The 25,621-nt window shown below is 38.1% G+C and carries 28 protein-coding genes; 18 read left to right on the top strand and 10 right to left on the bottom strand.

Annotation, left to right across the window (positions count from 1 at the left end; all coding sequences use genetic code 11):
* Nucleotides 1-35 precede the first annotated feature (35 nt).
* Both MHH88_RS13335 and MHH88_RS13330 read left to right on the top strand, forming a co-directional pair.
* The gene (locus tag MHH88_RS13335) at nucleotides 36-476 is read left to right on the top strand and encodes a BrxA/BrxB family bacilliredoxin (protein ID WP_024361151.1); all 441 of its coding nucleotides are present in this window, start codon (nucleotides 36-38) and stop codon (nucleotides 474-476) included.
* Between the two features lie 180 nt (nucleotides 477-656).
* The gene (locus MHH88_RS13330) at nucleotides 657-1,664 is read left to right on the top strand and encodes an aromatic acid exporter family protein (RefSeq protein ID WP_339258656.1); all 1,008 of its coding nucleotides are present in this window, start codon (nucleotides 657-659) and stop codon (nucleotides 1,662-1,664) included.
* Nucleotides 1,665-1,684: 20 nt separating this feature from the next.
* Here MHH88_RS13330 and prli42 read toward each other — a convergent pair whose 3' ends face one another.
* Complete coding sequence (gene prli42, locus MHH88_RS13325) at nucleotides 1,685-1,780, bottom strand: stressosome-associated protein Prli42 (protein WP_152490651.1); 96 nt, start codon at nucleotides 1,778-1,780, stop codon at nucleotides 1,685-1,687.
* A 125-nt stretch (nucleotides 1,781-1,905) separates the two neighbouring features.
* On the opposite strand from prli42, the gene mce reads away from it, so the two are divergent.
* The 5 genes from mce to MHH88_RS13300 all read left to right on the top strand — a co-directional run bounded on the left by mce (nucleotide 1,906) and on the right by MHH88_RS13300 (nucleotide 7,115).
* Complete coding sequence (mce, locus tag MHH88_RS13320; RefSeq protein WP_069513106.1) at nucleotides 1,906-2,319, top strand: methylmalonyl-CoA epimerase; 414 nt, start codon at nucleotides 1,906-1,908, stop codon at nucleotides 2,317-2,319.
* A gap of 5 nt (nucleotides 2,320-2,324) precedes the next feature.
* Complete coding sequence (locus MHH88_RS13315; protein WP_069513107.1) at nucleotides 2,325-3,872, top strand: acyl-CoA carboxylase subunit beta; 1,548 nt, start codon at nucleotides 2,325-2,327, stop codon at nucleotides 3,870-3,872.
* A gap of 135 nt (nucleotides 3,873-4,007) precedes the next feature.
* Complete coding sequence (locus MHH88_RS13310) at nucleotides 4,008-4,961, top strand: hypothetical protein (RefSeq protein WP_339258652.1); 954 nt, start codon at nucleotides 4,008-4,010, stop codon at nucleotides 4,959-4,961.
* A gap of 526 nt (nucleotides 4,962-5,487) precedes the next feature.
* Complete coding sequence (locus tag MHH88_RS13305; protein ID WP_339258651.1) at nucleotides 5,488-6,609, top strand: M20/M25/M40 family metallo-hydrolase; 1,122 nt, start codon at nucleotides 5,488-5,490, stop codon at nucleotides 6,607-6,609.
* A 17-nt stretch (nucleotides 6,610-6,626) separates the two neighbouring features.
* The gene (locus tag MHH88_RS13300; protein WP_069513110.1) at nucleotides 6,627-7,115 is read left to right on the top strand and encodes a CheW domain-containing protein; all 489 of its coding nucleotides are present in this window, start codon (nucleotides 6,627-6,629) and stop codon (nucleotides 7,113-7,115) included.
* A gap of 78 nt (nucleotides 7,116-7,193) precedes the next feature.
* Here MHH88_RS13300 and MHH88_RS13295 read toward each other — a convergent pair.
* The 4 genes from MHH88_RS13295 to MHH88_RS13280 form a co-directional block, all read right to left on the bottom strand.
* Nucleotides 7,194-8,548, bottom strand: a protein-coding gene (locus tag MHH88_RS13295; RefSeq protein WP_337982349.1) for an IS3 family transposase whose coding sequence is annotated in 2 segments (ribosomal slippage) — nucleotides 7,194-8,095 and nucleotides 8,095-8,548 — 1,356 coding nt in all. Because the reading frame shifts where the segments join, the coding sequence is not laid out codon by codon here.
* Between the two features lie 82 nt (nucleotides 8,549-8,630).
* Nucleotides 8,631-9,770 carry a carboxynorspermidine decarboxylase gene (gene nspC / locus MHH88_RS13290; protein WP_339258648.1) on the bottom strand — a complete coding sequence of 380 codons (1,140 nt, stop codon included), beginning with the start codon at nucleotides 9,768-9,770 and terminating at the stop codon, nucleotides 8,631-8,633.
* Complete coding sequence (locus MHH88_RS13285; protein ID WP_024361143.1) at nucleotides 9,767-10,996, bottom strand: saccharopine dehydrogenase family protein; 1,230 nt, start codon at nucleotides 10,994-10,996, stop codon at nucleotides 9,767-9,769. Before MHH88_RS13285 ends, nspC begins: the two co-directional genes overlap by 4 nt.
* A gap of 330 nt (nucleotides 10,997-11,326) precedes the next feature.
* On the bottom strand, nucleotides 11,327-11,515 hold the full coding sequence (locus MHH88_RS13280; protein WP_339258645.1) for a hypothetical protein: 189 nt from the start codon (nucleotides 11,513-11,515) through the stop codon (nucleotides 11,327-11,329).
* Between the two features lie 298 nt (nucleotides 11,516-11,813).
* Here MHH88_RS13280 and MHH88_RS13275 point away from each other — a divergent pair, with 298 nt between their 5' ends.
* Both MHH88_RS13275 and MHH88_RS13270 read left to right on the top strand, forming a co-directional pair.
* Nucleotides 11,814-12,632: a hypothetical protein gene (locus MHH88_RS13275; RefSeq protein WP_339258643.1), complete on the top strand. Its 819-nt coding sequence runs from the start codon at nucleotides 11,814-11,816 to the stop codon at nucleotides 12,630-12,632.
* Between the two features lie 250 nt (nucleotides 12,633-12,882).
* Entirely contained in the window at nucleotides 12,883-13,515 is a 633-nt protein-coding gene (locus tag MHH88_RS13270) for a LysE family transporter (protein WP_339258641.1), read from the top strand.
* A gap of 345 nt (nucleotides 13,516-13,860) precedes the next feature.
* Here the strand turns inward: MHH88_RS13270 and MHH88_RS13265 are convergent, their stop codons facing one another.
* A complete protein-coding gene (locus MHH88_RS13265) occupies nucleotides 13,861-14,907 on the bottom strand; it encodes a Cj0069 family protein (RefSeq protein ID WP_339258639.1) in 1,047 nt (348 codons plus the stop codon).
* Between the two features lie 183 nt (nucleotides 14,908-15,090).
* On the bottom strand, nucleotides 15,091-16,014 hold the full coding sequence (locus MHH88_RS13260; RefSeq protein ID WP_339258637.1) for a DMT family transporter: 924 nt from the start codon (nucleotides 16,012-16,014) through the stop codon (nucleotides 15,091-15,093).
* A gap of 112 nt (nucleotides 16,015-16,126) precedes the next feature.
* On the opposite strand from MHH88_RS13260, the gene MHH88_RS13255 reads away from it, so the two are divergent.
* The 3 genes from MHH88_RS13255 to MHH88_RS13245 all read left to right on the top strand — a co-directional run bounded on the left by MHH88_RS13255 (nucleotide 16,127) and on the right by MHH88_RS13245 (nucleotide 18,734).
* Nucleotides 16,127-17,017, top strand: a complete 891-nt coding sequence (locus tag MHH88_RS13255) for an AraC family transcriptional regulator (protein ID WP_339258635.1) — start codon at nucleotides 16,127-16,129, stop codon at nucleotides 17,015-17,017.
* Nucleotides 17,018-17,171: 154 nt separating this feature from the next.
* Entirely contained in the window at nucleotides 17,172-17,645 is a 474-nt protein-coding gene (locus MHH88_RS13250; protein WP_339258633.1) for a MarR family transcriptional regulator, read from the top strand.
* A 45-nt stretch (nucleotides 17,646-17,690) separates the two neighbouring features.
* A complete protein-coding gene (locus MHH88_RS13245) occupies nucleotides 17,691-18,734 on the top strand; it encodes a beta-carotene 15,15'-monooxygenase (protein WP_339258631.1) in 1,044 nt (347 codons plus the stop codon).
* Nucleotides 18,735-18,888: 154 nt separating this feature from the next.
* On the opposite strand, the gene MHH88_RS13240 is transcribed toward MHH88_RS13245, so the two are convergent.
* The gene (locus MHH88_RS13240) at nucleotides 18,889-19,413 is read right to left on the bottom strand and encodes a hypothetical protein (protein WP_069513117.1); all 525 of its coding nucleotides are present in this window, start codon (nucleotides 19,411-19,413) and stop codon (nucleotides 18,889-18,891) included.
* Between the two features lie 95 nt (nucleotides 19,414-19,508).
* Between MHH88_RS13240 and MHH88_RS13235 the strand changes: the two genes are divergently transcribed.
* Complete coding sequence (locus MHH88_RS13235; RefSeq protein ID WP_339258629.1) at nucleotides 19,509-20,087, top strand: TetR family transcriptional regulator C-terminal domain-containing protein; 579 nt, start codon at nucleotides 19,509-19,511, stop codon at nucleotides 20,085-20,087.
* Nucleotides 20,088-20,111: 24 nt separating this feature from the next.
* Here the strand turns inward: MHH88_RS13235 and MHH88_RS13230 are convergent, their stop codons facing one another.
* Nucleotides 20,112-20,576, bottom strand: a complete 465-nt coding sequence (locus MHH88_RS13230; protein WP_069513119.1) for a hypothetical protein — start codon at nucleotides 20,574-20,576, stop codon at nucleotides 20,112-20,114.
* A gap of 254 nt (nucleotides 20,577-20,830) precedes the next feature.
* Here MHH88_RS13230 and bioD point away from each other — a divergent pair, with 254 nt between their 5' ends.
* From bioD to MHH88_RS13205, 5 genes are all read left to right on the top strand, one after another.
* A complete protein-coding gene (gene bioD, locus MHH88_RS13225; RefSeq protein WP_339258627.1) occupies nucleotides 20,831-21,535 on the top strand; it encodes a dethiobiotin synthase in 705 nt (234 codons plus the stop codon).
* Entirely contained in the window at nucleotides 21,516-22,883 is a 1,368-nt protein-coding gene (gene bioA / locus MHH88_RS13220) for an adenosylmethionine--8-amino-7-oxononanoate transaminase (protein WP_081328028.1), read from the top strand. The genes bioD and bioA overlap by 20 nt, the downstream gene beginning before the upstream one ends.
* Nucleotides 22,884-22,887: 4 nt before the next feature.
* Nucleotides 22,888-23,478, top strand: coding sequence for a biotin transporter BioY (locus MHH88_RS13215; RefSeq protein ID WP_069513121.1), 591 nt, complete (start codon nucleotides 22,888-22,890; stop codon nucleotides 23,476-23,478).
* Nucleotides 23,478-24,476, top strand: coding sequence for a biotin synthase BioB (gene bioB, locus MHH88_RS13210; protein ID WP_069513122.1), 999 nt, complete (start codon nucleotides 23,478-23,480; stop codon nucleotides 24,474-24,476). The genes MHH88_RS13215 and bioB overlap by 1 nt, the downstream gene beginning before the upstream one ends.
* Before the next feature lie 350 nt (nucleotides 24,477-24,826).
* Nucleotides 24,827-24,949, top strand: a complete 123-nt coding sequence (locus tag MHH88_RS13205) for a hypothetical protein (protein WP_255313762.1) — start codon at nucleotides 24,827-24,829, stop codon at nucleotides 24,947-24,949.
* 60 nt (nucleotides 24,950-25,009) lie between these two features.
* Here MHH88_RS13205 and MHH88_RS13200 read toward each other — a convergent pair whose 3' ends face one another.
* Nucleotides 25,010-25,606, bottom strand: coding sequence for a LysE family transporter (locus MHH88_RS13200; protein WP_339258624.1), 597 nt, complete (start codon nucleotides 25,604-25,606; stop codon nucleotides 25,010-25,012).
* Nucleotides 25,607-25,621: the final 15 nt, after the last annotated feature.

The raw sequence follows: 25,621 nt of genomic DNA, 5'->3' as shown, positions 1-25,621 counted from the left end.
GAAGACAGCGCGAAATTGAAAGGAGCTATCGCTTTATGAATATGGATTACGATTTATTTATGCAAGAAATTTTAAAAACAGCACGTGCAGAAATTGAGGCTGCAGGATACGAGCAATTACGCACGCCAGAAGCTGTTGAAGAGGCGTTTGCTCGTCCGGGTACAACATTAGTTATGGTCAATTCAGTATGTGGCTGTGCGGGGGGCATTGCTCGACCAGCAGCAGCACAATGTGTGCATTACGATAAAAGACCAGATCATTTAGTTACTGTCTTTGCAGGTCAAGATAAAGAAGCGACAGCAGCTGCTCGTTATCACTTCGGTGAAGACCACTTGCCATCTTCTCCATCATTTGTACTTTTAAAAGATGGACAAGTCGTAGCAGAAGTGGGCCGCTATGAAATCGAAGGCCATGATCCAATGTCAGTAGTGACAAACTTACAAGCAAATTTTGAAGAATATTGTGAAGAGCTATAAAGTTTGATTAACACCTACATGGTGAGCTTAACATAAGTTTAGCTTTTAGTTATTTGGCTAAAGTGACTAGTGCACTTTAGTCAAATCCTTTCGGAATTTTTGTAATATTGGCTAAATAAATGGACAACACAATAAAAGTTTAAATAGATAAGATGAGCTTCTAATGAATAACTATTCGTTATGAATGCTGCAGGATGGGAGGCAGTCGACTTGAAGAAATTTTCAATCGGCTATCGTACATTAAAAACAGCAGTCGGAGCAGCGATCGCCATTGCGATTGCGCAGTATTTTGAATTAGCTTCTTATGCTTCAGCCGGTATTCTAACGATTCTATGTGTGCAGCCAACAAAGAAAAAATCCCTTCATGCTGCTTATACTCGCTTTGTCGCAAGCATTATTGGTATGCTGTATGCATTTTTGAGCTTTGAGCTATTTTCTTATCACCCATTAACATTGGCAGGAATGCTTGTATTGTTTATACCGACGATTGTTTCGTTAAAGGTAGCAGATGGCTTTGTATCAAGTGCGGTGATTATTATGCATATTTACGCAGCTAAGGGCTTTTCGTATGATTTGGTAACGAATGAGTTAGCCTTGATGGCTATTGGTTATGGTACGGGAATCGCCATTAATATGTATATGCCAGATATTCAAAAGGAATTAAATTACTATAGAGTTAAAATAGAGGAAATGTACAGTAAGATTTTTTTAGAAATTGCCAGCTATTTAAGACAGGGTGATACGTTATGGGATGGACAGGAACTGATTCAAGCAGTCAAAACGTTGAATGATGCAAAATCATTAGCCTTTAAAGATGTAGAAAATCATTTTACTCGTAGACAAAATGACTATTATGTCTATTTCGATATGCGTGAGCAACAGCTTGAAATTATTGAACGAGTTCTCCCGAAGATAACGGCATTACCTGTTATAGTACAAGAGGCAGAAATTGTGGCAGACTTTGTCCAAGACCTTGGGGAGCATGTCCATTCTGGAAATACGGCAGGTCGTTATAGGGAAAAATTAGAGTTAGCGAAGAGAGATTTTGCGAAACTACCTTTACCTACAAACCATCAAGAGTTTATTGCGCAAGCAGCGCTTTATCAATTCATTGAAGAAATGGATCGGTATTTAGAAATAAAGCAATCATTTAAGGGTTTAAAGGTAGAAAGAAAGCGCCCACAGTAGCGTGGACGCTTTGCATTTTCTTAAACTAGCATTGATAAACCGAATGCAAGAGATGAGATGACCATGATGGCAATCATGGCATAAACAACGACTTTTTGAAATTTTTTATTACTCATATGCTCGTTCGCTCCTTCTTTTCTTATAAATAGTTTAGCAAATCTGAAAAATTTCTCAAGTAGTAGAGTTTTGACAAAAAAATCTGTAAAATAGGTTATGTACCATAACAGAAGGAGATGTCACCATGGAGAGAGTAGACCATATTGGGATTGCAGTGCGCGATCTAGATGAACGCATTACATATTATACAGAAACTTTAGGTTTAAAGTTGCTGAAAGTGGAAGAGGTTGAATCTCAACAGGTTCGTGTTGCTTTTATTGACGCTGGCAATGTGAAAATTGAGTTACTTGAACCGATGAGCGAAAAAAGCGCTATTCACGGATTCATCGAAAAACGTGGCGAAGGCATTCACCATGTTGCATTCGGTGTAACAGGAATTCGTGAACGCATGGCAGAACTTCGTGAAAAAGGCGTGCGTCTTTTGTCGGAAGAGCCAGGACCAGGTGCAGGTGGCGCAGAGGTTGCTTTCATGCATCCTAAATCATCTTTCGGTGTGTTATATGAATTATGCGATAAAAGTGGAAAAGGGGAAAAGTGATTAGTATGGATATGTTCGACAAAATTAATGACTTATATGATCGTAAGACGGTAATTGAGCTTGGCGGTGGCTATGAACGCATCGAAAAGCAACATGATAAAGGTAAATTAACAGCTCGTGAGCGTATTGAATTATTACTAGACGAAGGTACGTTTTTCGAGATTAACCCATTCATTACGCACCGTACAGTAGACTTCGGTATGGACAAAATGGAAGGCCCTGGCGATGGTGTAGTAACAGGCTTTGGTAAAATTAACGGACGTCCAGTTTACTTATTCTCTCAAGATTTCACTGTTTTTGGTGGAGCGCTTGGTGAAATGCACGCTAAAAAAATGGCGACAGTAATGGATCTAGCAGCTAAAAACGGCACACCATTTATCGGTATTAACGATTCAGGTGGCGCGCGTATTCAAGAGGGTGTTCTTTCTCTTGATGGTTACGGACATATCTTCTACCGTAATGCGATTTACTCTGGAGTAATTCCACAAATCTCTGTTATTATGGGACCTTGTGCGGGTGGAGCTGTTTATTCTCCAGCTATCACAGACTTTATCTTAATGGTTGATAAAACATCTCAAATGTTTATTACTGGACCAAAAGTAATTGAAACAGTAACAGGTGAAAAAATCTCTGCTGAAGACCTAGGTGGATCAAAAGTAAACAATGCAGTAAGTGGTAACGCTCACTTCCGTGCACCATCTGAAGAAGCGGCAATCAATCAAATTAAACAATTATTAAGCTATTTACCACAAAACAATAAAGAAAAAGCACCACGTCAACCACGTCCAGAAGGTGACGATTACCGTCCAGAAATCGTGGATACTGTGCCAATCGAAACAACGCGCCCATACGATGTGCGTAAAGTTGTAGAACAAGTAGTGGACGAAGGTTCATTTATGGAAGTTCACTCAGAATTTGCGAAAAATGTCGTAGTTGGTTTTGCACGTATTGCTGGTGAATCTGTAGGTCTTGTATGTAACCAACCAAAAGTATTAGCGGGTGGTCTTGATATCGATTCTTCAGATAAGGCAGCTCGTTTCATTCGTACTTGTGACGCGTATAATGTGCCAATTATCACTTTTGAAGACGTTTCTGGTTTCTTCCCAGGCGTAAAACAAGAGCATGGTGGTATTATCCGTCATGGTGCGAAAATCCTTTATGCATACTCTGAAGCAACTGTACCAAAAATTACAGTTATTCTACGTAAAGCATATGGTGGTGCGTACGTTGCACTTAACTCTAAATCAATCGGTGCTGACTTAGTATTCTCTTGGCCAAACGCTGAAATCGCAGTAATGGGTGCAGCAGGTGCAGCAAATATTATCTTTGCTCGTGAAATTGCGAAGTCTGATGATCCAGAAGCAACTCGTGCAGCAAAAATTGAAGAGTATAAAGAGAAATTCGCAAATCCTTATGTTGCGGCATCTCGTGGTATGGTAGACGATGTTATTGATCCTCGTGATACGCGTATCAAACTTATTCAAGCTCTAGATATGTTGTCAAACAAGCACGAAACACGTCCAGAGAAAAAGCACGGAAACATTCCACTATAAGTTGGACAAACCCAGTAGCCAGTTGGCTGCTGGGTTTTTTTAGATGGAACGACTAAAAAATATATTCAAAAAATGACAGATAATTGAAACATTTTTGCTGTTCACCCGTACAAATAGGTAAGGGAGTTGAGATGAATGGAGTGGCAACAATTACAGTCTGAGCAGGAAAAACTTCATGCCCAGCTAAGAAATGTTAATAGATTAAGTGAAAAAAAGCTTTTAATTGAAGGACAAATCGAGCATGCAAGGCAGGAAATTTCCAAACATTCTACAGAACTCAATCAAATTCGAATCAAGCTTGATAAGCTAGAAGGCTTTTCATTTATGAATATGATTCGAACTTGGACAGGGCAACAAGATGAGCTAAGAGCGGAGAAAGTCGATAAAGCAGCTATTTTGGAATTGAAATGCAATGAAGCCAAAAAAATGCTACATGATTTAACAATCGACCTGGAGCAAGTGAATCATTTGCGCACCCAATCAAATGCAAAACAATTGCAACAAGCGCTAAGTCATCTGCAAGAAAAAAAGCAAAGCTATCTCCAATTACACGAGCCTGAATATGCGCACAAATTGGAACAGCTTGCGAATGAAGAAGTGATGACCAAGCAGTTAATTTTTGAGATAACTGAAGCAGAGGAAGCGGGGGATATTGCGCTAACTAAATTAGGTCAGGCAGCCGCATCACTGCATTCAGCGAGCGGATTTTCTACATGGGATACGTTTTTTGGAGGTGGCATTATTGCCACACATTTAAAGCATGATGCGCTTGATAAAACCGAAAGTTATCTTCATAATGCCCAAATTGCCTTGCAACGTTTTCATAATGAATTGCTTGATGTCCAAGATTTGTCTACCCAGTCATTACATGTGGAGGCAGACGGTTTTGTAAAATTTGCGGATTATTTCTTTGATGATATTTTTTCTGCTTGGTCAGTCCATTCAAAAATATCAACAGCAAGAGAGCAAGTATCCCGTGTACAAGATGACGTACATAATACAATTAGACGTTTACAGGAAAAACATCATAAAGCAGTAGCTCATTTAGAAGAATTACAGAAAGAAAAAAAGGCGATTTTACAAATTTAACAGCGAAGCCGAGTCAAAAGCGAAAAAGAGGCTGGGACATAAGAGAAAAAGTGTTAGATTGACTGCCATCAATCTAACACTTTTTTGCTATGCCGTTGTTGTCCGCTACGGCGGTGCTTTCCGCTCAGCACAGTAAGCCGCAACCCTCGCTAACGCGCGGAATGCCAGCGTCTAACATTATGTGCTGTTCTGAGCTGGAGTCACCGCCTTCGCTACCAACAACTAGTGAACACTTCTAATTTTTTTAATTGCAAAAGCAAGAATAGCTAAGGTCTCCATATAGCAAAAAATTATGAACACCTTTCGTCTGTTTCTTAAATTTTTTTAGTTATGTCCCAGCCCCTTTTTTTGCTGTGAACGCTAGGGCGCTTCTAAAGGGTTACCAACGATTCATGGATTTCTACGGAATGAAAAGACAAAATAAAGAAGTTACTACTAGCGTATTATTCCAACTCTTCAGTCATTGTGCTAAACTAATACTTATATTATGACGTGGAAAACACGTAAATCAAGGGAGTCTTACAACATGACAAGTCGTTTAGTAGAAGAGTTTTTTGAGCTCGTACAAATCGATTCAGAAACAAAACATGAACAACTAATTGCGCCGGTATTAATCGACAAATTAACAGCACTTGGTTTTACAGTAGTGCAAGATGATGCACATACTCGAAATGGTCATGGAGCTGGCAATATTATTGCGACATTAAAAGGTTCATTAGACATTGAGCCTATCTATTTTACTTCTCATATGGATACAGTTGTACCAGGAAAGGGCATTAAACCGTCTCTTCGTGAAGATGGTTATATCGTTTCTGATGGCACAACGATTTTAGGCGCGGACGATAAAGCGGGTCTAGCAGCGATGTTTGAAATGGTAAAACGCTTAAAAGAACAACAAATCGAACATGGTGATATTGAGTTCATCATTACAGCAGGAGAAGAAAGCGGACTTGTGGGGGCGAAAGAATTGGACCCTTCAATTATTCGTGCAAAATACGGCTTTGCGGTAGATAGTGATGGCAAAGTAGGTGGAATCGTGACAGCAGCGCCATTCCAAGCGAAAATTTTTGCCAAAATCATCGGCAAAACAGCGCATGCAGGCGTTGCGCCTGAAAAAGGTGTGTCAGCGATTACAGTTGCGTCAAAATGTATTGCACAAATGAAGCTTGGGCGTTTGGACGAAGAAACAACGGCTAATATTGGTCGCTTTGAAGGTGGTCAAGCAACGAATATTGTGTGCGATGAAGTAACAATTTTAGCAGAAGCACGTTCTATTGATAAGTCAAAACTTGACGCTCAAACGAAACATATGCAAGATACGTTTGAACAAGTTGCCGCTGCAATGGGGGCACGTGCAGAGATAGAAGTGAAACTAATGTATCCAGGTTTCCGCGTTACAGAGTCAGATAAAGTCGTTCAAGTAGCAATGGCAGCAGCCCGCAACATTGACCGCACGCCACAGCTAGGTATATCTGGTGGCGGATCAGATGCTAATATTATTGCAGGCTTTGGTATCCCTACTGTGAACTTGTCAGTAGGCTATGAAGATATTCATACAACAAATGAAAAGATTCCTGTAGAAGAGTTAGAAAAACTAGCAGATTTACTTGTGGAAATTGTGAAAGAGTCAGCTAAACACGAGCGCTAAAAGAAGGAAGTGACCTAATGGAAAGTGTCAAGGCAGTAGTTTTCGCTTGTGGTACAGAAGAATATGCAGTACCAGTGGAGCAAGCAATTTCAATTGAAAAATTAGAGCAAATAACGCCTATTCCACATTTACCAAATTATTTATTAGGTTTTACAAGAAATCGAGGAGAGCTAATTCCTGTATTAGATTTTGAGCGCATTCTCTATAATCGTTCGTCAAACGCGGCTACAGCACGTATTATTGTCCTCAATACGGATGTCGTGAACTACGGCTTGCTCGTAACAGAGGCACGTGAAATTCTTGATTTAGATGAGTCCATTTTAAAGCAAATGGGGCTTGTTAATTATTCCAAAACACGTTACTTTACGGCAGTGGCCAATTTAGAAAACCGTATGATTACGTATGTAGATCCTAAAATTCTTGTAAATTCTTTAGATGGCATTCGAGAAATTATCAATTATTTACACAAAATGCTGGAAAATGAAAAAGAAAACATAGAAGCATAAGTTTTGACAAACAAAAGGAATAACATGAAAACCCCCTCCAATGAAGTGACCCCTAAAAGTTAGACACGGTTATTTCATTTAGGCAGCTTGGGTAAACTGAGTTCGGTATTGTACCGGACTCAGTTTTAATTTTGCCTTAATTCGTTTCGTATTGTAATACGTTATATAGTTTTCAAGTTCCAATTTAAAATGCTCAACACTTTCGAACTCCTTTAAATAAAGGAATTCCGATTTCAAAATCCCAAAGAAATTCTCCATCACCGAGTTGTCATAACAGTTGCCTTTACGTGACATACTTTGCACAATGCCTTTTGATGCAAGTGCGTGACGGTATTGCTTCATTTGATAATGCCAGCCTTGATCGGAATGCATCAGTAATTGGCGTTCCTCTGGTAACTTCTCTAATGCTTTCTCCAACATTTCTGAGACAAGTGAATACGTTGGTCGATGACCAATTGTGTAAGTAATAATTTCTCCGTTAAATAAGTCTAAAACAGGGGATAAATAGAGTTTTTCACCAAACAATTTAAACTCTGAAATATCTGTTACCCACTTTTCATTAGGGGCTTCAGCTGTAAATTTGCGGTCTAAAATATTCGGTGCGATTTTACCGACTGTCCCTTTATATGATTTATACTTTTTCATTCTGACTACGCACTTTAAACGAAGTGTTTTCATGATACGTTGTACTTTCTTATGATTCACTCTTCGTCCACGATTTGCGAGTTCATCACGAATGCGACGGTATCCGTAACGGCCTTCATGTTCGTTATAGATGGATTGAATTTCAGCCTTTAAGTCGGTATCTGGATCGGGACGATTCAGTTTCTTCACTATGTCATAATACGTACTACGTGGAATCTGTGCGAATTCGACAAGTGCCTTCACCGAGTATTTATGCCTTAATTCATAGATGACCTTTACTTTGTCTTCTTTGGTGATGTTTCTTTGGCTTGAACTAAGGCGTTCAACTTTTTTAAATACTCGTTTTCCATTTCAAGCTGCTTGATACGAGCTTGAAGTGCTTCTGGTGAGCCTTCTACTGGTGTATGTTTTGGTTGTTTATTGGTTTCTTTTTTCATGGATGGACGCCCCTTTTCCTTTGATTGAAGGGCATCGAATCCTTTTGTTTCAAACTGTTTTCGCCAATGAATAATGGACGATGGAGCTGCTATACCAAAGATAGCCGCTGTTTCTATTAAGGACGTGCCGTGCTCAATCATGAAGTTTAGTACGTCTAGTTTAAACTGTGCTGTATAGTTTGTATATGATTTTATAAACGCTTCAACACCGTTATACTCATATTGTTTAGCCCAGTTTAGAATAGCCTTATGATCTGTCCCAATCGATTTAGCAATTTCATGTGAACTTTCTTTGCCTTCTAAGTATCGTAAAGCTGCTTGTAATTTTTCCTCTGCAGTATATTTAGCCATTAAAAAACTGCACCTCCAATTGTTAGATGTGTCTAACAATTGGGGTGCAGTTCACAATGTTTGGAGGGGGTTTTCATTTGAATTAAGAAAGTCGACCGCTATAGTCTTCAAACTTAAATTTACAAATGACTTTAATACCTTCTTCATCGTTATACGAAACGATAGATGGTAGGTTGACACCGTTAAACATATGGTTTTTAACCATCGAGTAATGTGCCATATCAGTAAAGACAAGACGATCGCCCGGTTTTAGAGGTTCTTCAAATGAGTAATCACCGATAACATCACCTGCAAGACATGTAAGTCCACCAAGGCGATATGTGTATGCTAGCTCATTGGCTTGACCTGACCCGATAATCATCGGACGGTAAGGCATTTCAAGTACGTCTGGCATATGACAAGTTGCCGATGTATCTAAAATAGCTAAATCCATCCCGTTTTTCTGAATATCAAGAACCGTTGCAACTAAGTAGCCTGTATTCAGTGCTACTGCTTCACCAGGCTCTAGATACACTAGGAGATTGTACTTATCTTGAATATAATTAATGATATTCACTAGTTTTTCTACATCATAATCTTCACGTGTGATATGGTGACCACCGCCGAAGTTTAGCCATTTCATTTGATGTAAAACATCACCAAATTTTTCTTCGACTTTTTCAATTATACGCTCTAATGTATCAGAGTTTTGCTCACACATTGCGTGGAAGTGTAAGCCATCAATACCGTCAAGCTGAGATTTGTCGAAGTTAGCTAATGTTGTACCAAGACGAGAGTTCGTATAGCAAGGATCGTATAGTGCTGTTTCAATTTCAGAGTACTCAGGATTAACACGAATACCACATTCAATTGTTTTGCCAGCAGCTTTTACTTTATCCTTGTACTGTGCCCATTGGTTGAAAGAGTTAAAGACGATGTGATCAACATAGCCTAGAAGCTCGTCCATTTCATGCTCTACATAAGCAGGAGCATAGACATGAACTTCTTTGCCCATTTTTTCATAGCCAAGACGTGCTTCAAAAAGTGAGCTTGATGTAATCCCAGCTAAGTATTCACCAACTAAAGGGAATGTTGAATGCATAGAAAACCCTTTTAGAGCAAGTAAAATACGGCAGCCCGTACGATCTTGTATCGACTTTAAAAGCTCAAGATTTTTTGTTAATAGTCGTTCATCCACTACATAAGAAGGTGATGGAACTTTTGTGAAATCAATTGGTTTCATCGGCTACTTTCCTTCGCTTCGATCTCTAAGTCAAGTAATTCTGGGTTATGGCTTTCTTGCCATGGTAGACCCCATTTATTTAATGCATCCATAAATGGATCTGGATCGAATTCTTCTACGTTCCAAACACCTGGTTTTTGCCATTGACCGTTCATAACAAGCATTGCACCGATCATTGCTGGTACGCCAGTTGTGTAAGAAATCGCTTGTGAACCAACTTCGTTATAGCACGCTTCATGGTCACATACGTTATATACGTAGTACGTTTTTTCCTTGCCATCTTTTAAACCACGGATAATACAGCCGATATTTGTTTTACCTTTTGTACGTGGTCCTAGTGATGCTGGATCTGGTAATACTGCTTTCAAGAAGTGGATTGGCTGAATCATTTGCCCTTCGAATTCGATTGGCTCAATAGAAGTCATGCCTACATTCTCTAGCACTTTTAAATGTGTTAAGTATTTTTCAGAGAATGTCATCCAGAATCGAATTTGTTTTAGACCTTTAATGTTTTTAGCAATTGATTCTAATTCTTCATGGTATAGCAGGTAAATATCTTTTGGTCCGATTTCTGGTAAGTTATAAACTTCTTTTTTCTCAAGTGGTGCTGTTTCAATCCACTCGCCTTCTTTCCAGTAACGACCATTCGCTGTAATTTCGCGAATATTGATTTCTGGATTGAAGTTTGTTGCAAAATGATAACCGTGGTCACCAGCATTGGCATCTACGATATCGATATAGTGGATTTCGTCGAATTCATGTTTTTGAGCATGTGCTGTGAAAACGCCTGTTACACCAGGGTCAAAACCACTACCAAGTAATGCCGTTAAGCCAGCTTTTTCAAACTTCTCTTTATAAGCCCATTGCCATTTATATTCAAATTTTGCCGTTTCAGGTGGCTCGTAGTTTGCAGTATCCACATAGTGCACACCTGTCGCTAAGCAAGCATCCATAATCGTTAAGTCCTGATAAGGTAACGCTACATTAATGACAACATCTGGTCCGAAACTTTTAATAAGTTCGATTAATTCATCTGTATTGTCAGCGTCTACCTGTGCAGTATGAATCTTTGTTTTTCCGCCGTCTAGTTTTTCTTTTAGAGCGTCACATTTTGAAACAGTTCTACTTGCGATACAAATTTCCTCAAATACGTCCGAATTTTGAACACACTTGTGTACCACAACACTGGCTACTCCGCCAGCTCCTATAATCAATGCTTTACCCAATTGTCTACCCCCAAGTTCATATAAAGTATTGTCAAACAAGCTGATTATACAGAAAATTGATTTACTACTCAATCATTGTTTTTAAATTTCTACAAAAAATTTTTTATTTCAACATTTATTAGCCGTAATTAGAGGGGAGATACCCCCGATAGCTGATCAACTAACGCGTAAAAATCCACTGTGTATTCTGCCTGTAATACATAAGTCACACCAACTCTTATAGTTGAGTTATTGCGTTATGCTTTAGCATAGTTAGCAGAAGTCTCCATGGATTTTTACTTAGTAGTCATGCACCTTAAATTGTTTGAAAATTGTTTGAGTGACTGGCACTCAAAGGTGGGGTTCTGCATCGCCCCATAAATAAAAAATAATGATTAACAGCGTACTTAATAATCCCATCACGAGGCCATAGGTGCTGAAGGCCACTTGCACTTGACTTTGCACAGCATAAATAAAAATGGCTCCAAGTGTTAATAAATTGCCCATAATAAGTAATAACAGATGAAAACCTTTATTCATAGCAAGCCCCTCCTAAAATAAAATTTACTTGCCCCAAAGATGAAACTATTTTACTTCAATTATCTCATAATTCAGAAAAAATATCCAAATAATAACTATTATTATGTGAAAAAGTTTGACAGATGGAGGGATTTATCTAAATTTCGTATGGGAATAATGGCTATTTTTTATGGAATTGATGAATGGTGCTTTTTGAAGCTGACGTTACAATACGCTTGAAACAGATTATTTTTCATGGCGTTGCAAGTAGGATGACATTATTTATATTAAAAAAACAGCATAAGAATGCATTGGTTTTATGATTATTGCTGTTTTTCGCTCTAAAGATGGTAAACTACCAATAAGAAAGCTCTTTGGTGAAGGTGAGGATTTTATCGTGATCAATCAATTTAATGAACAGGTACAACTAATAAATGAATTATTTGTCAGTGGACAAGTGAAAGAAAGCTATACCTTGGCGAAGGCATTATTAAAGGACGAATCATTTGAAGCAGATGATTCTTATTCTATTATTCAACAGCATGTGGCACTTTTAGAGGCTAATGGCTATGCTACTATGCCAGTCCACACTGCAGATAATGTGAAGCAAAGTGTCGAACGTGCGGATGGATCGTATCCAGAGCGTGATGTCCTTAGTGCCTATATTGGCAGTCAGGACGATGAGCAATTTGGTCGAGTAGTAGATGAATTATTAGCAGGGTCTATCGAAGCGCAGGCCAATGCTTACTATACAATGGCTGAATATTTTGTACTCGCAAAAGAGCCTGATAAAGCAATGGTACAATATGCGGAAGCGATTAAATTACAACCGAATATAGCACTGTATTGGGGAGCATTTGCGCAATTTATTAATCATATGGAAGCGAGCCCGTATTTGGCACTACGTCTTATTGAAGAGGCGATTCAGCTAGATGGCATGAATGCTCGTTGGTATTATATTCAAGGGAATATCTTTTTCCAGTTAGTTGCAGCTACCAAAAATTTAAGTTACTTACCGGCACTAGAGGAAGCTTGGTCGAAAGCCAAAAAACGCTGCTCTGCTAAGCAAGTGGCATTAAAGGTGGACATTGCTAAGTCAGAGGATTTACTAACACAGTGGAAGAAACAAATGCTATAAGGACGAGCTTTTTTAATAATCTATCATAGTTTTCCAAGGGCGTTTATGCAGAGTTTACTTGTATATTTATGAATTGTTTGAGTGACTGGCACTTAGTAAATATGCGTTACGACGGGCGTTTCAGTAGATAATCAATTGTATATTTATAAATTTTTTGAGTGGCAGGCACTACATTCCTGTATTTTTATGCTAGAATAGGATTATAAACGGACGTAAGAAGCTTATTTTATTGCATGAAAGAAGTGTTTGTTTGAGTTTATATGTTGCGTATGTATTAGTAGGGCTTGCTATAGCCATGCCTGTAGGTGCCATTACGGTCGAAATGACTAAGCAGGGGCTAAAAAATGGCTTTATGCATGGCTGGGCAGTAGGTCTTGGCGGTATGACGGTTGATGTAGTATTAGTTTTTGCTCTGTGTATGGGGCTTGCTTCTATATTAGCTATGCCGCTAATTCAGCTGCCTATGTGGATTATTGGCGCCGGCTTCTTGTTTTTACTTGGGTTAGATTCGATCAAAAATGCCGATCAAGACATTACGCTAGCGGGTGAAAAGGTAACAAAATCATTTTTCACATCGTATCGCAATGGGCTTCTGGTAGCCATTTCGCCAGGAAACCTTGTTTTTTGGGTAAATGTATTCGGTGTAGTTCTAGCAAAATCGTATGACAAAGGAGAGTCAGCAAGTTTCCTAGTAATAGCTGCTGGTATACTTAGTGGTATTTTACTGCACGACATAGGTTTAATGACTATAGTTTCGGTTACGCGTAAGGCGATGAGTCGAAAAATGATTAAAATCCTGACAATGATATCAGGAATGTTATTAATTGGTTTCGCAGGTTACTTTATTTATGAATTTATTCAAGGAATTAAAATGTACAGATAAATTGTCAAAAGAGGCTGGGACATAACTAAAAAAATTTAAGAAACAGACGAAAGGTGTTCATAATTTTTTGCTATATGGAGACCTTAGCTATTCTTGCTTTTGCAATTAAAAAAATTAGAAGTGTTCACTAGTTGTTGGTAGCGAAGGCGGTGACTCCAGCGGGAACAGCACATAATGTTAGACGCAACAGACCGCGCGTTAGCGAGGGTTGCGGCTTACGGTGTGCCCGCGGAAAGCACCGCCGTAGCGGACAACAACGGCATAGCAAAAAAGTGTTAGATTGATGGCAGTCAATCTAACACTTTTTCTCTTATGTCCCAGCCTCTTTTTAAGTTGTCCTCATCGTTATGCTGAAATTGTGCGATGTTCCTCAATGCAAGCGATGATTTCTTCCGCTACTTGATGTGCCAAAGTGAGTTCAGAAGTGAAGCCTACGCAAGAACAATTCATCTCACCTAAAATATAGCAATCTTCGCCTGCCTCATTTGTATCTAGCATAAAATCGGCTGTCCAAATAAGTGGTAAATCATAATTACCTAATAAGTTGGTAACGAGTGGTAACTGTGTTAAGAAGTTTTGTACAAGTTGTTCCCAATCTTCTGGCTTATCGTAGCGATATTGCGCACCAGAGAAAAGTGTAGCACTAAAGGCATCTTCAGTATCGGCTGGTTTTTTATGTACCACGTGAACGGGTTTGTCACGCAACATAAATAAGCGGATTTCGCCTTCAGTAATACGAGGAAGGAAGCGCATATCAATTAACATTCCATTTGAGCCTGTAATGTACTGCTCACAAAACGTCATAAATGCACCTAGCTCCCAATACTCTACATGATTATCTTTTGCTTCAGTACATTTAATTTTGGCATCAAGAGGTACTTCTGTTATGCCAGCAGCAAGGGGCTCGACTAATTTTACTCGCCAAATACCTTCGCCAGTTGAACCTCGATTTTGCTTTAAGACACGTTCCGTCAGTGCAAGGGAAGTAGGGAATTGTGCTTTAAATGCCTCAATCGTGTAATAAGCAAATGTATCATCTGGTACTAAATTTGTAGATACTAATTTCGATAATACATCTTTCGAACCGTAACCAATCATTGCATCCGGATGAGGCATGCCAATAACACCTGCTGCACATAACTCTCGTAGCATCTCGAAATATTCTTCCTCATGTTCTAAATTACCAGGATTAATGCGAGATACATAGGCAACGCCATTTTCTTTTACGTAGTCAAAAATTTCGTCCTTTTTTGTTACTTCAAAAAATATTACTTCCGCATCTTGTCCACGTTGTTTAAGTGCATTGACCATCGGCATTGTATCAAGTCTGTAGCCGTCAGGTCCCTTGTCAGTGCCGCCTTGTACTTCGAAGAAAATAACTTTTTTATTCATAGATAGCCTCCTTAACTTCTTGATATTTTTTAGTATACTGGACAAACAAGGAGAAAAGATATACGAAATATGTAAATTTTATATATAATTTCATGGTGGAAATGTTCTCGTATAGTAGTTTACGACTAATTATTTTTTGAATAATCAAATTTCAGAGTTATTTACTATTAAACTGGGTTTAAATTACAATTCTAAGTTTTTCTTCTGAAACACTGTAAGATATAAAATCATACATAGAATCAGTAATGTGCCAATCATTTGGAAGCCCCCAAATGGAATTTGCAGCCAAAGAACACTTGTGATGACGGCCATTAAAGGTTCCAAACTACCAAGTAAGCTTGTTTCTTTTGGGGATAGGTAATGCAAACTGGCAATATAAAACCAAAATGCAAGCATCGTACCAAAAATAATGATAAAGAAAAAATAAGCAGTAGTCGCAAATGTCCAGGTCGATAGCTCAATGTGCCATGGTTGATAGAATATGCTCATGGTGACACCCCCAATGAGCATCGCCCAACCGACTACAAGTAAAGAATGAAATTGTTGTAAAAGCGGTACGGCATACAATGTATAAAAAGCGACAGCCAGACCGGATAACACACCCCAAAATACACTCATAAACGGAACAGAAAGCGTGGAAAATGAACCGTTTGTTAGCAATAAAGTCGTACCGATTAGTGTAAGTGATACAGCAATGCCATCTTGTTTGGTGAGTTTACTGTATTTTTTAATAATATAGTAACTGATAATGAAAAGTGGCGCTAAATACTGTAATAAAGTCGCTACAGCAGAATTTCCGATTGCAATGGACATCATATATGTATATTGCACAGCAAGCATACCCAGTAGACTAAAGAGAATTTGTCTGAATGCATCTTGCTTTGTTCGCCACATAACAAAAATGGATTGGTGACGATGTGTTATTTTGTAAATGGCAATTAACAAGATACCAGCAACAAGCAGTCTGCTCGATACGAGCCAACCAACTTCAATATGTTCTTGCTGGAATAGTTTTTGCGCAACTGTTCCGCCAATTCCCCAAAAGCTTGCACCAAGAATGACAAGCATAAAACCAAAAGCACGGTTTTTATTTTGTTGTTGATTCATTTTATAGCATCTCCTAAACTATCAATATAAAAAAATAGTATATAATTTTCATTGTAAAAAATATCGTATTAACGGTTTAAACTATCAATATATTGAGGTGTTTGCATTGACATTGACGCATATTAAAGTAGCGAAGGATTTACAAGAATTAACGATACATGGTTCGAATGCATTTCCAATTGCTTTATACGAAACGACATTACAAGTAGATCGGTTGGATTTTTTGCCATTACATTGGCATAAAGAAATACAGTTCGTCTATGTCAAAAGTGGACGTGTCAACTATCGTGTAGGTGCGGACATCATACTGCTTGAGGCGGGAGAAGGGCTATTTGTCAATGCAGCATGTTTACATGAAGCGAAACCAAATGAGGTGGACCAGTCGTTGCTGTTTTGTATAAATGTTGATCCGAAATTTTTAGGCGGACATGAAGGGAGTGTGTTGACATCTAAATATGTGCAACCATATATAGCCAATAATAGACTACCATTTGTTAAGCTTTCCGGTGAGCTAGCACAAGCTGTAGAATGTGTTGCCCAATTATTAAAGGAACGAAATGCCTTTTTTGAATTTCAGGTGTGGAGGGCATTGTTATCGATTTGGGAGGCTATTTTAATGCAATCGAAGCTTACTGAGGAAACGATACATGCTTCTATGATCGTGCAACATGAGCGTGCAAAAGAAATGCTTGACTACATTCATCGTCATTATCAAGAAAAAATAACCCTGGAAAAATTAGCTGCACATGTGTTTATAAGCAAGGCAGAATGCAGTCGTTTTTTTAAAAAAGTAGTCGGTATGACACCATTTACGTATCTATTACATTACCGTTTAAGAAAAAGTATGGAGTTGTTGCGTGATAGTGACAAACCCATCACCTTTATTGCATCAGACACAGGCTTTAGTACAGTTAGTTACTATATTGAGCGTTTTAAAGCATATACGGGTTATTCACCACATGCGTATCGCAAAAGATTTTTAGTTGAACAGCGCAATACGTAGTATGCGGAGAAAAGTGAATATTTCATGACATGCTCATACAAAAAAACTTTGCTTTCCTTGTAAATTGTTTACAAATGATGCACGCTATTTTAAAATAAACTTAATATTAAAGTTAACTTAACTATTAACCTAACTTAAAAAAGGATGATATTGTATGGACCAACATGATGACGCATTATATAAACTCGTACAGGAAATTAACGATGCGATTTACTCGATGGATAGCCATTTTATAAAAGTCCATCAGCATTTAGTAACAGATGATTTGTCTACAAAGCAAATGATACTGATGGATTTTATCCATAAAAATAAAAGTGTAACCATTGGACAAATTGCTCACTATTTGAATATTACTTCAAGTGCTGTTGGTCAACTCGTAAGTAAACTTGAAGAACAACAATATGTAATGCGACAAATTAACCCTAAAAATCGCCGTGAAATTTTTGTCCACTTAGATACAGTGGGTATTCAGTATTTCGAGCGGGAAGAAGAAATAAAGCGCTATATTATTGCCAAGTATTACTCGAAACTGGAACGATCAGAATTAGTTCAATTGAAGGAGATTATTCAAAAATTAAATAACATTGTTTTGCAAGAAGGCATGATAGAGGAAATAGAACAAAAGTAATGTCGATACGTGCAATAGTCTGACACCTAAAAGGGGAGATTCGAAATGATGGTCTTAAAAAAGAAACAAAACATCTGGATGGCGTTTTTGGCCATTGTATTAATTAGCAACTACTCGCTTTATAATACGGGATTTGGCATGTCCATTTTACCCGCAGACACAGCGGGCGTTGTATTTGGCTCATTACTCGACTTTATCGTCGTAATACCAGTGCTATTTATGCTGTATAAACGAAAGTTTTCTATTAAGTATGCGATTGTTTTGGCCGCAACAGGTTGTATTGCTGCACGCTTCATTATTCCAATGGATCATTTGCAACCGTATGTGGCGGTGACGTGGGCTGGATTTGCAGTTGAAGGGGCACTAATCGTTATCGAACTATTATTTGTCACAACGTTAGTATATTATCTACCTAAAATTTTAGCGGATGTGCGGGCAAGTTCTTTACCAGACATTTTTTCTTTTCCACAAGCAGTTGAAAAACATGCTCCAAAGTATCGGATTATACAGATGCTGTGTACAGATTTACTCGTTCTTTACTACGGATTTGCAAGTTGGAAGCGAAAAGAACGGGCGGGATTAACATTACATAAAAACTCTAGCTATATCGCCTTTCAGATGATGATGATTCATGCCATCGTGATAGAGACTATTGGTATCCACTGGTGGCTTCATGAAAAATCCATGCTATTATCCATCCTATTACTTATCATAAATATTTACTCTGTCTTATTTTTTATAGCTGATATGCAGGCAGTTCGCTTAAATCCTATTTATGCAACCTCTGATTCATTATATTTATCTTTAGGTTTAATGAAACGAGCGACCATTCGCTTCGATGCGATTGAAAAAGTGGAAGAAAACCCAGAACTGTTAAAAGAAAAATTATCGAAAGATACAATGGATTTTATAGCACGTGATTTTGGAGAAGCCTATCCACACATGATATTGCAGATGAAAGAACCGGTGGAAGTAACATTTATGTTAGGTCTGAAAAAGCGGTATAACAAAGTGGCAATCAAAGTCGATCAAGTACAGGAATTACGAGACCTATTACGCCGAGGCATGGAGGAAAATAAAGGGCAGTAAACAACTAAAGCCTTGCACAACGATGTGCGAGGCTTGTTGTGTTGTTAGCTCTAAACAATGTTTCGTTTTTAAATACACCTTTATGTATTGCACGATTAATTCCTACCCAATTAATCCCTTCCTACTACATGCAAGGGGCAAGAGAACAAGACTGTTATTTTTTACTAGGAAAAATGACATAAGAAAGGCTAATAACGGCATCAATTATTAAAACAATCCCCCAAATTTTCATTACTTGTAGTAGGGAAGATGTATCGGTATGTTGACCAATAAATACAATCATCGCATACAATAAACTCGTACTAATGATGTAGGCGAGAACATGTAAACCGAGCATTTTTACTTCATGGATCCCTTTCGCCAATCCTGTTAACCGCTGTTTTTCAATCTGAACTTTTAAAAACCATTGTTGAAACTTTTCATCTGCCCAAGTAATCATGGTCTTCCCATAGGCAATTGAGACACCTATGTAGATGGCGGCAATACCATGTGAAGCGGATGCTGGTGTACCAGCTTTTAAGTCCATAGCAGTTAGCAAGATTAATAGGAGGTCTATAACAGGTGTAAGCGCAAAAAAGAAAATGCTTAGTTTTGGCTTGTTAAAACGGTATCTACAAACCAAAGCTATTAATATGACAATCCAAAATGCTATTTCTGCAGCGATAATCCAAGCAATCATAAAAACCCTCCATTATTTTGATACAGTTGTATTAAATAAAATTACCATAAAGTTTTAAATAATACAAATGTATTAAAATAGTCTATACTTGAAGTATGCCTAAAATAGTGAATCATCAAGAAAGAAAAGCGAGTATCGCGAAAGCCACGTGGAATGTAATAGCTAGGGATGGACTTAGAGGTGCTACAGTACGTTCAATAGCAAAGGAGGCAAATTTATCATTAGGTGCTGTTCGTTACTATTTTAACACGCATGAGGAATTAATCGTATTTGCGATGGAGTTAGTAGAGCAGCAAGTAAATGAGCGTATTGCCCAGCATTTACAAAAGCCACTACCGATTAAGCAAATAATTGTAGCAGTACTTTTGGAGCTCGTGCCAATCTCTGAACAACATATTATTGAAATGCAAGTTTGGCTAGAGTTTGTCTCATATAAGGTGCGCAGTGGAGAACCAACAGAAGAACATATATTGAGTGGTATTGAAAAGATATTTGCCTATTTACAACATGAAAATTTACTGCAAGATGGACTAGTAGTGCACGATGAAATTGTCCATTTACATGCATTTATTGATGGACTTGCCCTGCATGTTTTAATGGGCTTAGTACCAATGGATAAAGTGCGACTTCAATGTTTAATTGAAAAAGAAATAGATAAAGTTTTAAAACTATAAATCAAGTGGTTTGCCCATCTAGTGTTAATCTAGATGGGCAATTGCTTTTAGTATGTCTTCACTAACGGCATCCCAAAATTGACGTTGTACGGAGTCGCAATACGTATAAAGGTGTTTCCTTTGCACATGCTCATAAATTTCCTCTATTGCTTCCTTGTGGAAAGATAGACGATGATTCAATGTTTGACGTTCTTCCTCGATACACAATAATTTATAAATATCCGTCAGTCGTTCAAGCTTTGCACACTTCTGTTTCGTATCCTCATATTGAACTTGATGAAACCTTCCTATGGCCGTATGCATTGAGATTTTTTCTCGATGTTCTGCTTGCAATGTTCGATATTCTTCTTGCCGAATAGCTACACGATACCAAAATTCATAGCGCATAGGTAAATCTCGTATTTCGTAAGTAAGCAAAGTATTTAAAATACTGCTCATTTGTTCATATGTATCTAGCTTTTTCTCTGTCTCCTTAAATAGTCCAAACATTTTGCCACCCCCTGTTTTGATTAATACTACAGCGTATGATAAAAACCCTTTAATATTTCTTGGGAAATAACATAACGTTGATAAAACGGGGTGTATCACCGTTCAATTGGGTGGAATTTAGGATAGAATACCCTCGAATAAGGCATTATCTTAATCATTTTTGTAAAAATGCAAAAAAAGGCATTTACAAAAGGAAAAATAATGTGTTAACTTAAAAACTATAGTTGGTTAACTTAAAAGAGGGGGAGGTACAGTTGCAACACTTTTGGGTTGTTGGAACAGATACAGATGTTGGAAAAACATTTGTCACCACATTATTAATGCGTAATTTGCAAAAACAGGGCATACGAGTAACGCCTTATAAACCAGTGCAAACTGGTGAAGTATATGATGGCGAACAAGCCTATTACTTCGACACAGCGATGTATGAAAAATATTCTTTGCAATTGCTAGACAGAGAGAATTTAAATGGTTATTCATTTAAAGAAGCAGCATCGCCACATTTTGCGGCTCAACTGGAGGGGCAGCAAATTGACACACAGCAGTTATTAAAGCAAATGCAACTTTTACAGCAAACTTGGGATGTTGTTATTTGTGAAGGAGCAGGTGGGCTCTTTGTACCATTAGATGCATGTGGCGAAACGACACTGTTGGATGTCATTGTTGAAAGTAAACTACCCGTTGTCGTGGTTACACGAACAGCACTAGGAACAATTAACCACACGCTCTTAACGTTAGAAGCATTGACTACACGGCAAATTGAAGTGCTTGGTCTTGTATTTAACGGTGATATGGGGAGCAGGATGGAGCAAGACAATATTCAAACTATTTTACAATATTATACATTGCCCTATATGACGATACCAAAGCTGGAAGAGCTGTCGGACATTAGTGCGTATGCAATTACGGGCACATCATTGTTTGAAAGGCTGATTAGACGTGAAACAAGTATTAACTAAGCTACAAGAAAAAGATTTACAACATGTCTGGCATCCTTGCTCCCAAATGAAAGATTATGAGGCTTTTCCACCAATCGTTATTAAAAAAGGCGAGGGTGTATGGTTGTATGATGAACATAATCAACGCTATCTTGATGCGGTATCTTCATGGTGGGTCAATTTATTTGGACATGCCAATCCACGTATTAGCCAAGCATTAAGTGAACAAGCATTTACGTTGGAGCATACAATTTTTGCGAATTTTTCACATGAGCCAGCGATTAAACTCGCGCAAAAATTAGTAGCTTTAACACCACAAAGTTTACAAAAAGTATTTTTTGCAGATAATGGCTCATCTGCTATAGAAGTCGCTTTAAAAATGAGTTTTCAATATCATATGCAAACGGGGAAAACGCACAAAAAACGCTTTTTGGCATTAACGGATGCCTATCATGGTGAAACATTAGGTGCTTTATCTGTCGGTGGGGTAGATCTTTATAACGAAGTGTATCAACCACTGTTACTAGATACGGTACGAGCACAAGGCCCAGATTGTTTCCGTTGTCCATTTAAGCATCATCCGGATAGTTGCCATGCCCAATGTATTAGTTTTGTAGAAGATCAGTTGCGCATGCATCATCAGGAACTTACGGCGGTTATTATTGAGCCACTAATTCAAGCGGCAGCAGGGATGAAAATGTATCCAGCTATTTATTTGCGACGTTTACGTGAACTATGTACGCAATATGATGTTCATCTAATTGCAGACGAAATTGCTGTAGGGTTTGGACGAACAGGTACACTTTTTGCCTGTGAGCAAGCTAATATCTCTCCGGATTTTATGTGTTTATCAAAAGGTTTAACAGGTGGGTATTTACCACTGTCTGTCGTAATGACGACGAATGAAGTATATCAGGCATTTTATGATGATTATGCCACGATGAAGGCGTTTTTACATTCACATAGTTACACAGGGAATACACTTGCCTGCCGTGTAGCTCTAGAGGTATTGGCGATATTTGAAGAGGAACAGTATGTAGATGTTGTGCAAGACAAAGGCGAACGCATGCGAAAGCTAGCGTTGGAGGCTTTTGCTGAGTTACCCTTTGTTGGTGAATATCGGCAAGTTGGGTTTGTCGGGGCGATTGAACTAGTGGCGAATCGCGATACGAAAGAGCCATTACCGAGTGAGGAGCGCATTGGCTATCAAATATACAAAAGAGCTTTAGCAAAAGGGTTACTTATTCGTCCACTTGGGAATGTTTTGTATTTCATGCCACCATATATTATAACGGACGACGAAATGCAATTTATGATTCAAACAACAAAAGATACAATTGTGCAATTTTTTGAAGAGCGGGAGGGATGAGGGCATGTTGAAACGACAGTCAACGTTATCACTTGTGATGATTGCGATGTTTGCTGCATTAACAGCCGTTGGTGCCTTTATTAAAATTCCATTACCGCTCGTGCCGTTTACATTACAAATTGTCTTTGTCTTTTTAGCGGGCTGCTTACTCGGTGGTCGCAATGGATTTCAAAGTCAGCTAGTTTACATAGGAATAGGTTTAGTTGGCTTGCCAGTTTTTACACAAGGAGGAGGCATTACATATGTATTGCAGCCGACTTTTGGTTACTTAATAGGATTTGCTCTTGCTGCATTAGTAATCGGCTATATGATTGATCGAGTAGAATCACCAACGAAAAAACATTTTATTGTTGCCAATATTATAGGGCTTATTATTATTTATGCAGTCGCAGTACCTTATTTATATGTAGCATTAAATCTATGGTTAAACATGAAATCAAGCTGGTCTCATGTATTTTTAGTAGGCTTTGTCAATAGTATTGTTGCAGACTTTTGCTTAGCAATTGCTTCTGCCCTTTTAGCTGAACGCCTATACAAAGTATTTCGTTCCGCTAGAGCTATAAAACTTGTGCAAATTGAAAAGGAGAATGTTTAGTGAATTGGTTACAATTAGCAGATGAAGTGATTGCAGGCAAGGTAATTAGCGATGATGAGGCACTTGCCATTTTAAATAGTGATGATGATGATATTTTAAAGCTAATGGACGGCGCATTTGCCATTCGTAAGCACTATTACGGCAAAAAAGTAAAGTTAAATATGATTATGAATGCTAAAAGTGGGTATTGTCCAGAGGATTGTGGCTATTGCTCGCAGTCATCTAAATCGACCGCTCCTATTGAGAAATATCCGTTCATTACAAAAGAGGAAATATTGGCGGGGGCAAAGCGTGCGTTTGAAAATAAAATTGGTACGTATTGCATCGTCGCAAGCGGACGTGGGCCGACTCGTAAAGATGTCAATGTAGTGAGTGAAGCCGTTGAAGAAATTAAAGCAAAGTATGGCTTAAAAGTTTGCGCTTGCCTAGGTTTACTAAAAGAAGAACAAGCACAACAATTAAAAGAAGCGGGTGTTGATCGCTACAATCATAACTTAAATACATCAGAGCGACATCATTCCTATATTACGACGACGCACACATATGAGGATCGTGTTAATACCGTTGAGGTCGTAAAGAAACATGGTATTTCCCCATGTTCTGGAGCCATTATTGGGATGAAAGAAACGAAAATGGATGTCGTGGAAATTGCACGCGCATTGCATCAGTTGGACGCAGATTCAATTCCAGTTAACTTCTTACATGCAATTGATGGAACGAAACTTGAAGGAACACAGGACTTAAATCCTCGCTATTGCTTAAAAGTATTAGCGCTATTCCGCTATATGAATCCTTCGAAGGAAATTAGAATTTCTGGTGGTCGGGAAGTCAATTTAGGATTCCTTCAGCCATTTGGAATGTATGCAGCAAATAGTATTTTTGTTGGGGATTACTTGACTACAGAAGGACAAGAAGCCAATAGCGATTATCGTATGCTTGAAGATTTGGGCTTTGAAATCGAGCTGACACAAAAGCAAGAAGAAGCATTTTGTTCTTAATTCAAACAATCATTATGAAATAAAATCTACTACTACACAATATGATTACCTAAAACCGTTTGAGCGTCGTGGAAAAGGCGCACAGACGGTTTTTTTATTGGTCAATATGAAGCGAAGGATGGTAAAAATGGTTCCGATTATATACCTATAAAATGATGGTTTTCACAAAATGTTCAATGAAAGCGTTTTGAAATTGAACAGTTTGTGAAGGGCTTCACATAAAGCTTTATTTTTGAAAAAAAGAGCGTAAAATGAAAATTAGCAAGAGTTGTTATAAGACAGTTTGTTCTTTGTATCACATGTTAGGTGATTGTTATATTACAAAAATAATAGGTAAGGGAGAGGTTAAGATGTGGGTTATTACAGTTTTTGAGAAAAAAAATGTGCGTATTTTTGAATATACGAACAAAAATGAGGCAACAGCCGCATTAGCCAAATTTAAGAAAAATGCCGTATTAACATATACAAAATAGTTTCGTTATAAATCTAACAAACCCCCTCATTGTACAATATAACGTACAATGAGGGGGTTTTTAGTGAAAAAGTATGGAAAAAGCACTGTAAACTAATAAAATAGCCATAACAATATTAAATGGTTGGCGATACTGTAAAAGTACTTTTCGAAAAGTGGAGCCAAATAGAGCCCAGCTAAATGTACTGATAATCCCGACAAACCCTAAAAATAATGCAAACAAAATGTAACTCATATAGGAAGTGTAATACGGCAAAATATAGGTAGCAACGACCGTAATGCCAAACAAAATTCCTTTTGGATTAATGAACTGGAGGAAGGCTCCAAGTAGCAAAAGGTTTCGTTTATGCTCCTCAAGATGGTTAGTATCCGAATCTTCATGGTCTTTCATTGTCGCAATTTTGAAAGCTAAATACAACATATAGCCTACCCCTAAAATCGTAAGTGGCAATGTAATAATGGGCATAATTTGACTAAGAACTACATTAAAAAAACTACTTAAAGCGGTTATTGTAAAGAAGCCCATGCCAACACCGAGACAAAATTGCATAGTTTTTTTCAAACCATATTGGTTGGCATAGGCCATTGCCATGATGTTGTTCGGTCCTGGTGTAAAGCTTGTAATGATTACGAATAGTAAAAAGGATATGTAAGGCATTTTAGACCTCCTTGT

This window comes from Lysinibacillus sp. FSL K6-3209, assembly GCF_037976175.1.
Taxonomy (GTDB): Bacteria; Bacillota; Bacilli; order Bacillales_A; family Planococcaceae; genus Lysinibacillus; species Lysinibacillus sphaericus_D.
This window is presented reverse-complemented; position numbering and strand designations above follow the sequence as displayed.

Excerpts from the sequence above, each read along its gene's own strand:
- MHH88_RS13300 (WP_069513110.1), top strand. The coding sequence starts at position 6,627 with ATGGAAAGTGTCAAGGCAGTAGTTTTCGCTTGTGGTACAGAAGAATAT.
- MHH88_RS13240 (WP_069513117.1), bottom strand. The coding sequence starts at position 19,413 with ATGATTGCTTGGATTATCGCTGCAGAAATAGCATTTTGGATTGTCATA.
- MHH88_RS13275 (WP_339258643.1), top strand. The coding sequence starts at position 11,814 with ATGATTATTGCTGTTTTTCGCTCTAAAGATGGTAAACTACCAATAAGA.
- MHH88_RS13235 (WP_339258629.1), top strand. The coding sequence starts at position 19,509 with ATGCCTAAAATAGTGAATCATCAAGAAAGAAAAGCGAGTATCGCGAAA.
- MHH88_RS13250 (WP_339258633.1), top strand. The coding sequence starts at position 17,172 with ATGGACCAACATGATGACGCATTATATAAACTCGTACAGGAAATTAAC.
- MHH88_RS13335 (WP_024361151.1), top strand. The coding sequence starts at position 36 with ATGAATATGGATTACGATTTATTTATGCAAGAAATTTTAAAAACAGCA.
- MHH88_RS13245 (WP_339258631.1), top strand. The coding sequence starts at position 17,691 with ATGATGGTCTTAAAAAAGAAACAAAACATCTGGATGGCGTTTTTGGCC.
- MHH88_RS13330 (WP_339258656.1), top strand. The coding sequence starts at position 657 with ATGAATGCTGCAGGATGGGAGGCAGTCGACTTGAAGAAATTTTCAATC.
- prli42 (WP_152490651.1), bottom strand. The coding sequence starts at position 1,780 with ATGAGTAATAAAAAATTTCAAAAAGTCGTTGTTTATGCCATGATTGCC.
- MHH88_RS13230 (WP_069513119.1), bottom strand. The coding sequence starts at position 20,576 with ATGTTTGGACTATTTAAGGAGACAGAGAAAAAGCTAGATACATATGAA.
- MHH88_RS13280 (WP_339258645.1), bottom strand. The coding sequence starts at position 11,515 with ATGAATAAAGGTTTTCATCTGTTATTACTTATTATGGGCAATTTATTA.
- MHH88_RS13305 (WP_339258651.1), top strand. The coding sequence starts at position 5,488 with ATGACAAGTCGTTTAGTAGAAGAGTTTTTTGAGCTCGTACAAATCGAT.
- MHH88_RS13310 (WP_339258652.1), top strand. The coding sequence starts at position 4,008 with ATGGAGTGGCAACAATTACAGTCTGAGCAGGAAAAACTTCATGCCCAG.
- MHH88_RS13200 (WP_339258624.1), bottom strand. The coding sequence starts at position 25,606 with ATGCCTTACATATCCTTTTTACTATTCGTAATCATTACAAGCTTTACA.
- MHH88_RS13315 (WP_069513107.1), top strand. The coding sequence starts at position 2,325 with ATGGATATGTTCGACAAAATTAATGACTTATATGATCGTAAGACGGTA.
- mce (WP_069513106.1), top strand. The coding sequence starts at position 1,906 with ATGGAGAGAGTAGACCATATTGGGATTGCAGTGCGCGATCTAGATGAA.
- MHH88_RS13265 (WP_339258639.1), bottom strand. The coding sequence starts at position 14,907 with ATGAATAAAAAAGTTATTTTCTTCGAAGTACAAGGCGGCACTGACAAG.
- MHH88_RS13205 (WP_255313762.1), top strand. The coding sequence starts at position 24,827 with ATGTGGGTTATTACAGTTTTTGAGAAAAAAAATGTGCGTATTTTTGAA.
- MHH88_RS13260 (WP_339258637.1), bottom strand. The coding sequence starts at position 16,014 with ATGAATCAACAACAAAATAAAAACCGTGCTTTTGGTTTTATGCTTGTC.
- nspC (WP_339258648.1), bottom strand. The coding sequence starts at position 9,770 with ATGAAACCAATTGATTTCACAAAAGTTCCATCACCTTCTTATGTAGTG.
- MHH88_RS13215 (WP_069513121.1), top strand. The coding sequence starts at position 22,888 with ATGTTGAAACGACAGTCAACGTTATCACTTGTGATGATTGCGATGTTT.